General features: G+C 68.9%; 8 protein-coding genes. 1 reads left to right on the top strand and 7 read right to left on the bottom strand.

Features of this window, described 5'->3' with window-relative positions:
• A partial coding sequence (locus tag ADL22_RS22230; RefSeq protein WP_159048709.1) for a maleylpyruvate isomerase N-terminal domain-containing protein occupies positions 1–523 on the bottom strand: 523 nt, incomplete at its 3' end.
• A 233-nt stretch (positions 524–756) separates the two neighbouring features.
• Here ADL22_RS22230 and ADL22_RS22225 point away from each other — a divergent pair.
• Positions 757–1,632, top strand: a complete 876-nt coding sequence (locus ADL22_RS22225) for a glycosyltransferase family 2 protein (protein WP_066982512.1) — start codon at positions 757–759, stop codon at positions 1,630–1,632.
• Between the two features lie 301 nt (positions 1,633–1,933).
• On the opposite strand, the gene ADL22_RS36340 is transcribed toward ADL22_RS22225, so the two are convergent.
• The 6 genes from ADL22_RS36340 to ADL22_RS22200 form a co-directional block, all read right to left on the bottom strand.
• Positions 1,934–2,212 carry an SUKH-4 family immunity protein gene (locus ADL22_RS36340; protein ID WP_234430805.1) on the bottom strand — a complete coding sequence of 93 codons (279 nt, stop codon included), beginning with the start codon at positions 2,210–2,212 and terminating at the stop codon, positions 1,934–1,936.
• 568 nt (positions 2,213–2,780) lie between these two features.
• Positions 2,781–3,530: a type I-E CRISPR-associated protein Cas6/Cse3/CasE gene (locus tag ADL22_RS22220; protein WP_066982509.1), complete on the bottom strand. Its 750-nt coding sequence runs from the start codon at positions 3,528–3,530 to the stop codon at positions 2,781–2,783.
• Positions 3,527–4,399 carry a type I-E CRISPR-associated protein Cas5/CasD gene (gene cas5e, locus ADL22_RS22215; RefSeq protein WP_066982506.1) on the bottom strand — a complete coding sequence of 291 codons (873 nt, stop codon included), beginning with the start codon at positions 4,397–4,399 and terminating at the stop codon, positions 3,527–3,529. Before cas5e ends, ADL22_RS22220 begins: the two co-directional genes overlap by 4 nt.
• Positions 4,396–5,760 (bottom strand): type I-E CRISPR-associated protein Cas7/Cse4/CasC, encoded by a 1,365-nt coding sequence (locus ADL22_RS22210; RefSeq protein WP_066982503.1) that lies wholly within the window; start codon positions 5,758–5,760, stop codon positions 4,396–4,398. Before ADL22_RS22210 ends, cas5e begins: the two co-directional genes overlap by 4 nt.
• On the bottom strand, positions 5,757–6,341 hold the full coding sequence (gene casB, locus ADL22_RS22205) for a type I-E CRISPR-associated protein Cse2/CasB (protein ID WP_079064335.1): 585 nt from the start codon (positions 6,339–6,341) through the stop codon (positions 5,757–5,759). Before casB ends, ADL22_RS22210 begins: the two co-directional genes overlap by 4 nt.
• Positions 6,334–7,929, bottom strand: coding sequence for a type I-E CRISPR-associated protein Cse1/CasA (locus ADL22_RS22200; RefSeq protein ID WP_234430804.1), 1,596 nt, complete (start codon positions 7,927–7,929; stop codon positions 6,334–6,336). The genes casB and ADL22_RS22200 overlap by 8 nt, the downstream gene beginning before the upstream one ends.
• Positions 7,930–8,507: the final 578 nt, after the last annotated feature.

Genomic DNA, 8,507 nt, shown 5'->3' with positions numbered 1-8,507 from the left:
CTCCCCCACCCAACTCCACCACCACCTCCGCGTCCGTCGCCTCGATACGCAGGGCCGGGAGGGCCTCCGGCCTACGGGACACGGCTTCGGCGAAGTCCTCGATGATCCAGCGGGCGATACGTTCCGGCACGTCGGCGAAGGTGTAACCAGCGGCGAGGTCGGCGTGGTGCACCTCCAGTTCGCGGAGCCTGGTGGCGAGCAGGCTGCCCGGCGTACGGAGTTCCCCGGTCCGCAGCCGTACGCGGCGCCGCCAGGCGCCCTCCGGGAGGCTCCGGACGGCGGCGTCCAGCCGGGCGGCGCCGGCCGCCACGTCATCCAGCAGTACGGCGACCGGCCGCCCCGCCCCCGCCTCGATCTCCGCCTCCCGGGCCGCCATGCTCGCGTACTGCGGGATCGCCCGGCCCGTCCGCGCCCCTTCGAGCAGCCGGCACAGGCTGTCGGCGGCCCGCGCGACATGGGTGAGGACGTGGCCGCGCGTCCAGGGCGGCACCAGCGACATCCCCCGCACCTGCTCATCGGTCAACTTCCCCGCCGTACGCACCAACCGCGCCATGGACTCGTCAATAGGCCCCAACAGCCCCTCGGCATCCACCCTCACCACCACACCCCTCCCGGCGCACCCGCGCCCCTCAGCCCCATCCCCGCCCCGCAGCCCCTACCCCCACGCCCCCGGCCCCACCCCCGCGCCATGGCACGCACCGCCCCCTGCGGCGGCTAGCATCGCTGGGGAGACCGCCAAGAACGGAGTGTTCATCTGTGCGTCAGCTGCGCGTAGGCGTCGCCATCTTGACCATGGGGAACCGCCCCACCGAGCTGCAGGAACTGCTGGATTCGGTGGCGAGGCAGGACCTCCCCGCGACCCACATCGTGGTCGTCGGCAACGGCTCGCCGCTGCCCCCGCTGCCCGACGGCGTCACCGGCGTCGCGCTGAGCGAGAACCTCGGCGTCTCCGGCGGCCGGAACGTCGCCCTGGACGAGCTGCGCAAGCTCGGCGACCTCGACGTGGTGGTCGACCTCGACGACGACGGCCTGCTGATCAGCGACGACGTCTTCAGCCGGCTCGCGGAACTCTACGCAAGCGACCCGAAGTTGGGCATCGTCAGCTTCCGGATCGCCGACGAACTGGGCCGCACCCAGCGCCGCCACGTCCCGCGCCTCCGGGTCGGCGACCCGAAGCAGGGCGGGCTGGTCACCACGTTCCTGGGCGGCGGGCACGCGCTGTCGGTGCCGATGCTGGACCGCGTCGGCGGCTGGCCCGACGAGTTCTTCTACGCCCACGAGGAGACCGACCTGGCCTGGCGGGCGCTCGACGACGGCTGGCGCGTCCGCTACGCCCCGGAGATCGTCCTCCAGCACCCGTACACCTCGCCGACCCGGCACGCGGTCTACCACCGGATGGTCGCCCGCAACCGCGTCTGGCTGGCCAAGCGCCACCTCCCGGCCGTACTGGTCCCGGTCTACCTCGGCGTCTGGGCGGGCCTGACGGCCGTCCGCACCCGCTCCGCGGCGGGCCTGCGCGCCTGGGCCGCCGGCTTCGCCGAGGGCGTACGGACACCATGCGGCCGCCGCAAGCCCATGCGCTGGCGCACCGTCTGGCGCATGACCCGCCTGGGCCGCCCCCCGATCATCTGACGCCCGGCCCGGCCGACCCCGAGGGCTGGGGCGAGCGGCCGCCGGCTACTCACCCCTCGCCCGCTTCCCGAGCCATCAAGGGCGGCCACGGGAATCGTCCCGCCATCTGCATGACGTGCTGCTGGAAAATCCATCGAGCATCCAGGTAGGCCACATATTCCAGGATGTCATGCCACCGCGAATGACTCTCTTCCAGAGCTTCGGGGTCGATTTCCAGAAGCTGCTCAGCCAGTCGCCGAGCAGCCCCTCCGGGGCTGGGGAATGCCGTTCGGATTCGAAATCCCACTTCGGCCGCTCCACCTCAAGGAGACAGAGGAAGTGACCGAAAGCGTGCAGATTCCTGTTGAGCGGATAGACCTCGCCCCCCGTCGTCATAGCAGTCGCCCACCCTCCGGAGTTTTTCGGAGGCCGCCTCGATGAGGTCGAACCAGGGATTAGGGCGGGATGGGATGCCGACGTGGCGCAGGAAGTGGGAGCTGGGTTCGTGCTGGACACCGTCCAACAACCCCGCTGGCAGGGTGACCAGCCCTTCCGGGCCGAACTCGGCCTCAAGAGTGCCCCGGTCGAGGGGAGGCGTCATGCCATGACCTGCTCTGTCGATCGTGATACAGGCCGCTCGACGCTACCAGTTGTCAGGTGACTTCGGGTCGTTCGGAGCGTGCTGCGCGAGGGAAGTTCACTTCCTGTGGCGATTCGCTTTCAGTCAGTCCAGGCAATTCATCTTGTCCGCGTCATCTTGCGACCGGGACTGAGCCGCGGGGCCGAATTCGCCGCTCCGGGGCCACCTTCTCCCTCTGAAGGTTGAGCGTGAGGTTACACGGGCCGGGCGCTACCGACGTCGCCGAGCTTGACACCGTCCACCCCCGCCTGCGGTCCGGGCCCACGTCGCCTTCCCCGAGGCCGCGATGTCCGCGCTCCAGGGAGGCACCCGGCCCGGCTTCCGGCAGGCGTCGCGGCGGGCGCATGAGGGTTCCGGCCGACGGCCTGTCCGCACGTCCGTTGGATCTTGGTCTGGACGGATGAACGGGGGCCGCCCCGGCGGTGGGGCGGAAACCCCTCGTGCGCGATGACCACCACCGGCCCGCTCTCGCCCTTCCAGGCGGGACAGGGAGCATCTCCGCGGGCCTCAGGAGCCCAACACCCCCTGTTCAGCGCACGAGTATCAGTCCGCAGCTGTAGGCACGCGCGTGACCGATGCCCTGTGTGAGGGCGGCGACGAACGTCTTCGGGTCGGTCACCGTGAGCGTGCCCTTGATCTCCGCACGAGCAATGCGCAGACCCTTATGCGGTGCCGGACTGGAGACTCGCGGAAGCATGCGCAGAGCGAGCCGCTCGGTGTCCGCGTCAGCGCCGATGCGGGTGACACCGTTGGGGGCGACCGCGGGCTCCCCGGATGGTTGCAGGCGGTGCGAGAACCACGTCTTCACGTGCTCGGGACGGGTGTGGGGGACACGGACGCCGCGGGTTTTCGGCGGTGAGCCCGGTGTGGGCGGAATGCTGCGGACCGGATTGACGACCGTACGGAAGTCGACACGGTCACCGATGCGGAAAGTGCGGTCGACGGTGAGGGTCTCCGGCGCCTCGGCCAGGGCGCCCCGGGGCACACCGCTCCAGTCGGCCGGGACCGAGGACTGGACCACCAGGTTGAGCCGTGCCTGCCGGAGATCGACTGTCCAGGTCGACAGGATGCCCATCTGGGAGCGGGCGTCGGGACTGCCATCGTCCACCCAGCCGGGGAAACCGCTCATGACGGTCCGGTGCATGTCCTGTGCGTCGATGAGCGATTTCGCGGCAAAAGGATGCCGGGCGTCCAGAGCAAGCAGGCTCTGCGTGGCGACGAACCTGGCGGCACCACCCGGGCCTGAAGGTGCAGGCGACGTGGCGGCTGTCGTGTTCACAGAATGATGTCCCATCCACGGGCGTGCGAGGCAATAGTGATGCGGTGACGGGTCTCCCAACGGAGGCTGTGAACGCCTCCGTCCGCGCCGAACCGCACAGGCTGGTCCGACAGGGCCCCGATGCCAGGGAGCGGGCACGGACTCTCGATCCAGGCCCACGGACGTACGTCTGTCACCGAAGCCGGCGGCTCTCCTTCGTAGCAAGGATCCTCGGGGAGCAAGGCATGTGTCTCGAACGCTTCCCGGAGGGTGCCTGGAACGACTCCGAGGGCGAGGTCACCCGAGGGCGGGCATGCCTTACGGCCGAGCCAGAGCAACCGCTTGGGGTGCTCCAGTGCATGAGCGATCCGCTCCAGGAGTGCCGCGTCGGGGTGCTCAAGGCCGACGAGGAAGGCGGCGTCAGCGAGATACCAACGCTCTGTGATCAGAGCGTGACGGCGGACCTTTCCGGAGATGAGGGCTCCCGATACCGGGTCCGCGGTAACGTACTTCGGTGAGCCGTACCAGGCTTCCAACTCCCCGCGGCCGAACGGGCCGGGCTCTGAATTCAGCATCGAAGCGGTCGCGGCTTCCTCGGCACGATGGTGGTCGGTGAGGAGGTCGCGAGGGCGCAGAGGATAAGTACCTCCGCCGACCGTGTGGTAGTCGCGAAGCGGCGTGCCGGGCCGGTCGGCGCGGACCCCGAAGAGAACCTCCGCAAGTTCCCCGAGGGGCTCCTCCCGGCGGAGGCCGAGAGCTGCGGCGCACAAGCCGATCACACCGGATTTGGTGGGACGGGTGTGTGTGTCGCGGCGTGCGAACCGGCCGGTGAGGCCCCAGGACTGCAGGGGACCGGCCAGCCGGACGAGCAGAACGTGTGGGCCGTTCACGGGGTGAGGTCCTCGGTTCGCTCCACCACGGTCAGTGAATCCGGCAAGCCCAGTTCGCCCAGAAGCATGTCGATTTCGGGGTCGTAGGTGAGTACCCGCGCGGTGCGCAGGTCCTCGCGGCGACGGCTGACGAAGGTGTGATGGCGCAGCAGCCTGCGAACGGCCGCAGGCCCAGCCGGTCCCTCCCCGCCGGCAGAAACAGGGCCTTCGTCCACCGGCCGCTGGAAGGCAGACGCGTAGTTGTAGGGGCGTTCCCCCTCGAACGCGAGAACGAGCATAGGCAACGACCCGGTAGAGGCGGTGGAGTTCTTCTTCGCCTCCGGGAACGCCTCCACGAAGGCGTTCACGAACTCCTCTTCGGCTTCGGAGGCGGCCGTATCGGCCTCCTGCTCGTCCATTCCGGCCGCCCGCAGATTGGTGCGCAGTTGCGCGCGGTCAAGGACGGCGTGCCGGTAGAAGGTGCCCGAGATCAGCGACTGGTAGCCGGTCATACCAGCGCCCGCGTCATCGGCGGCGTCGAGAAAGCTGAGGGCATTGCGCTTGCGATCCAGCTTCGCATCGTCGGCCGCCGCATAGAAGTCCTCGATCTGCTCAGCCTCGTGGACGGTGAAGGCATGCCCGGTCTGGACGGCACCGTCGACATTCGGAGAGTCGGGGATCTCGGCCAGAAAACGGCCGTAGAGAGCGATGTCCACGGCGTCACGGGGAGCGAGAGCGAGCAGAACGGCATCGCGCGTCGCCTTGGGCAGCGGCGGTAGCGGGACGGACGCGGCAGCTTCCGCCGTGGAGGTCCCCTCCGTCTCTTCCGCCTCGGGCGATGATGCGGCCTTCTTCCTGGCTCCGCGACGTGCCTTCTTCGCCGCTTCTGCGCCGGCCTGAGCTTCGAGGTACGCGTCGCGCCACTCTTCGATCTCCGCCGCCTGATCCGCGATGTGCCCCGCGATCCTCACAGCGGCATCTGACGGCGCGAAGACAAGCACCCTCGTCAGGTTGGCTACTGTCTTCTTCTTCGGGTCGCCGAATTTAAGCCCGCTCGCCTCCATCACCGCACGGGCCGTGACCAGGGCCTTCTCCTTATCCCATCCGTGAGCGGACTCAAGTTCACGTCCGGCCAGGATCGCCCACTCCCGGGTGCGGACACCCATGCTCCGTTCCTTGAGCGCCCCGCGGCCCGCGTTGGCACGGTTGCGTGCGTGGACCCGCTCGGCACGTCGGCGTGCCTGGCTGGTGATCATGTGGCGTTCCACGCCTCCGAAGACAAGGGTCTTGGGCTGCGCATTCTCGTCGCGTACCGGAAGGACCGCCGCGAGGGTCTCGATGAGGTGCAGTGAGAGGAACTGGCTCCGAGGTGCCTCGATCACGAGGTGGTGTCCTTCCGCGTCGTCGGTTCATTCTGTGATTCCCGGCCTCGTGCCGGCGGGGTGTGGAACTCGACCGACCACCCGTAGGCGATGCGCGCCTTGCGGTCGTTCCAGTTGATGAGGTCCTCGGTCAGTTCGGTCCAGGACGGCGGCTGCTGTTCGCAGGCCCGCAGGCGGGTGACCGCATGCTGGAGGTGGCGCCAGGGGATGCGCCGACTGGCGACGATACGGTTCAGGAGGCGCTGGGCTCCGGGGTTGTCGGGCCCACGTCCGGTTCCGTCTCCGATACGACGGGCCGCGGCGCCAAGGCTGCCGTGGCCGTATGAGGGCGTGGAGCGCCCTTGGTGGTAGATGGCGAACAGGAAGGCCATCCGTTCGAACAGATCGCGGTGTTCGTCGCCGCCGTACCAGCCCGCGCGGATGTGGGCGTTGGTGCCGCCTCTGGCCCGGCGCAGTTCGGCGAGGGTCCCGTACTCGCGGTTGCGGACCAGAGTGGTGAGCCAGGCGGTGAGGGCCACGCTGTCGTGCAGGACCCGAGGGGGCTCCTGATCTGTTCCGGCGGACAGGCTGTGCTCAGTCACGCGCGATCTCCCCTCGCAGTTCGGCCGGGGCCCAGTCGTTGGACATGTCCTCGTCGAAGCGCCCCACGGCCCGGGCCCGCGCGCGGTGGTTGCGGTCGTTCGGGGGCAAAGTGTCGAGACGCTGAAGCATTTGGGTGCGAGCTGTCGCCAATAAGCCCTGTGCGTAGGCAACGAGGGGCTCCGACGCCGGGTCGTCGTCCTCCGGCCCCCTGTCGACCACTTCGTCCAGCAGCTCGTGGAAGGGGTCCTCCGCAGCGGGCCAGAACGCCCACCGGGCATCGAGTCGTGCCACCTGACCGGCCTCGTCCGCACCCCGCATGGCTGGAAAGGCCGTCTCTGCAGCCAGGACGGCCGCGTTCTTCAAGCTCCTTGCGATGTATTCGGCGATGTCGGAGCCCCGACGGGAGGCTCGGTAGAGGTGGGCGGCCATGCCCGGGGCGTAGGGGTAGGCACCGTGCGTCCAGGCGACGGGCAGGCTCTTGTTCGCCAGCAGTCCCACTGCCCACAACTGGTACGGGGCGCCAGTCCCCCTTCGCTCGTAGGGCAAGGAGCGGAGCCGCGCGTACAGACCGATTCGGTCGTCCCTTACGGCGCTGTAGAGAGCGTGGGCTTCCTGCCACAGCGCCCTGCTGGGGGACGGCCACAACGGCTTCTTCAGGCCGTTCGTCGTCTTGCTGAACACGGCGTCCTGGAGGTGCCGGTCCGGGTCGAGTTCCAGGATCTCGCCGGCGCCGATCAGGACCCTGTCGACGACGATCTGCCCTTGCGGTCCACGGCCCGGGCGTAAAAGCACGGACCGCCCCAGGGCGCTGTGAAGGTCCGCGGAACTCCGCGGCACTCTGGGCTTCGCCTTCTCCCTGAACGTACGGCGCTCGCCGGTGGTCCAGGACGTGTTGAGCGAATCCCCCGGGCCGTCCGCCGGGTAGAGGTTGAGGCGCAGTGTCTCGCCGAGCGTCTGCCCCAGGGCGACGACGCGGATCCTTCCCGTGAGCCGGCCAGCGGCGAGATTGGTCACCTTGGCGCCGAGCCGCTTCCCGGACATGCGAGCCCGCCCATAAGGGCCGTACACGTGTTGCGTGAGCGTGGCGCGGAAGGCGTCTGCCGCCGGGAGCGGGTTGTCGAGTTCAAGGTGGTGATGGTCGAAGTGCTGGTTGTAGTCCCCTGCGTGTTCGATGACCAGCTGGGCCGTTCCGGTGCCGCTCTCGACGAGATCCGCCGCTAGGAGGGAGTTCTGCACCAGGGGGGCCGTGGGGTGGAACAGGTCCCAGGCGTCGTCCGGTTGCCGGGCCAGCCACGCGGCCGCCGGTGCGAGGTCCTGCTTGCCGACCACCCAGGCACGCCATTCCTCGTCCGAAGACGGGCAGGTACCGGACGCGAAGCAGACGGCCAGCAGGTGCTCGATGACGGCGACGTTCTCACCGGGTGACGCGCAGTCGAGGGCGGCCAGTTCGTCGGCCCCGGCAAGGAGCGCGCACAGGGAGTGATGGGCAATCGCTCCGTCGACGGATACGGCGGGTATGCAGGGCTTACGACGCGGGTCCCAGCTGATGCGCTGCTCGGCAGGCCCGGGCGGGGGAGCATCGGACAATTCCTGACTACCCTCTTTCGCTCATGGACAGTGGACACGGCGCCGATTCCGGCGAACGGTGAACAAGCCGACGACGGTGATCGTCGCCGGGAGCGTTCTCCAGATCGGGATCCCCTTGTCGCCAGGGGACTGGAACAGCCCCCGCACAAGCGGGGAAGAACTCAGGCGAAGCCCCTGATGCCGTCGACGGGCCACTCCCGCTGTTTGCGGGAACGCTCCCTTGGTTTTGCGCTCGACTCTCCTTCGAAGAAGCACCTGGCTGTTGACCTGGAGCTGCACGGATCGGGCACTTACAGTGGGAGATTGCCGAAGGATCGGCAGTCTCGGCATGGCCGCACCGGCAGACCGGCGAGGCCATGGAGTGGTTCCCGTTCCGCGCGCACGGGACGGGAACCACTCGTTGCCGGGGCAGGCCGTTCTTGGCGCCGTGGTTGCGCCAAGAACGGCCGTCTACCAGAGGTGATCGACCACGTTGCTGATCACCGCGGCAGCCACGATGAGAACCAGCTCCCATCCATGGCGTCCCAGCCATGCGCGCGCAGCTCTGCCCATGAACATCCTCCGTATCAGCGCCTCCC

Origin of the sequence: Streptomyces sp. NRRL F-4489 (assembly GCF_001509485.1) — a bacterium.
Lineage (GTDB): Bacteria > Actinomycetota > Actinomycetes > Streptomycetales > Streptomycetaceae > Streptomyces.
The sequence above is the reverse complement of the archived record's forward strand: the minus strand, read 5'-3'. Positions and strand labels throughout refer to the sequence as shown.

Excerpts from the sequence above, each read along its gene's own strand:
- ADL22_RS36340 (WP_234430805.1), bottom strand. The coding sequence starts at position 2,212 with ATGACGCCTCCCCTCGACCGGGGCACTCTTGAGGCCGAGTTCGGCCCG.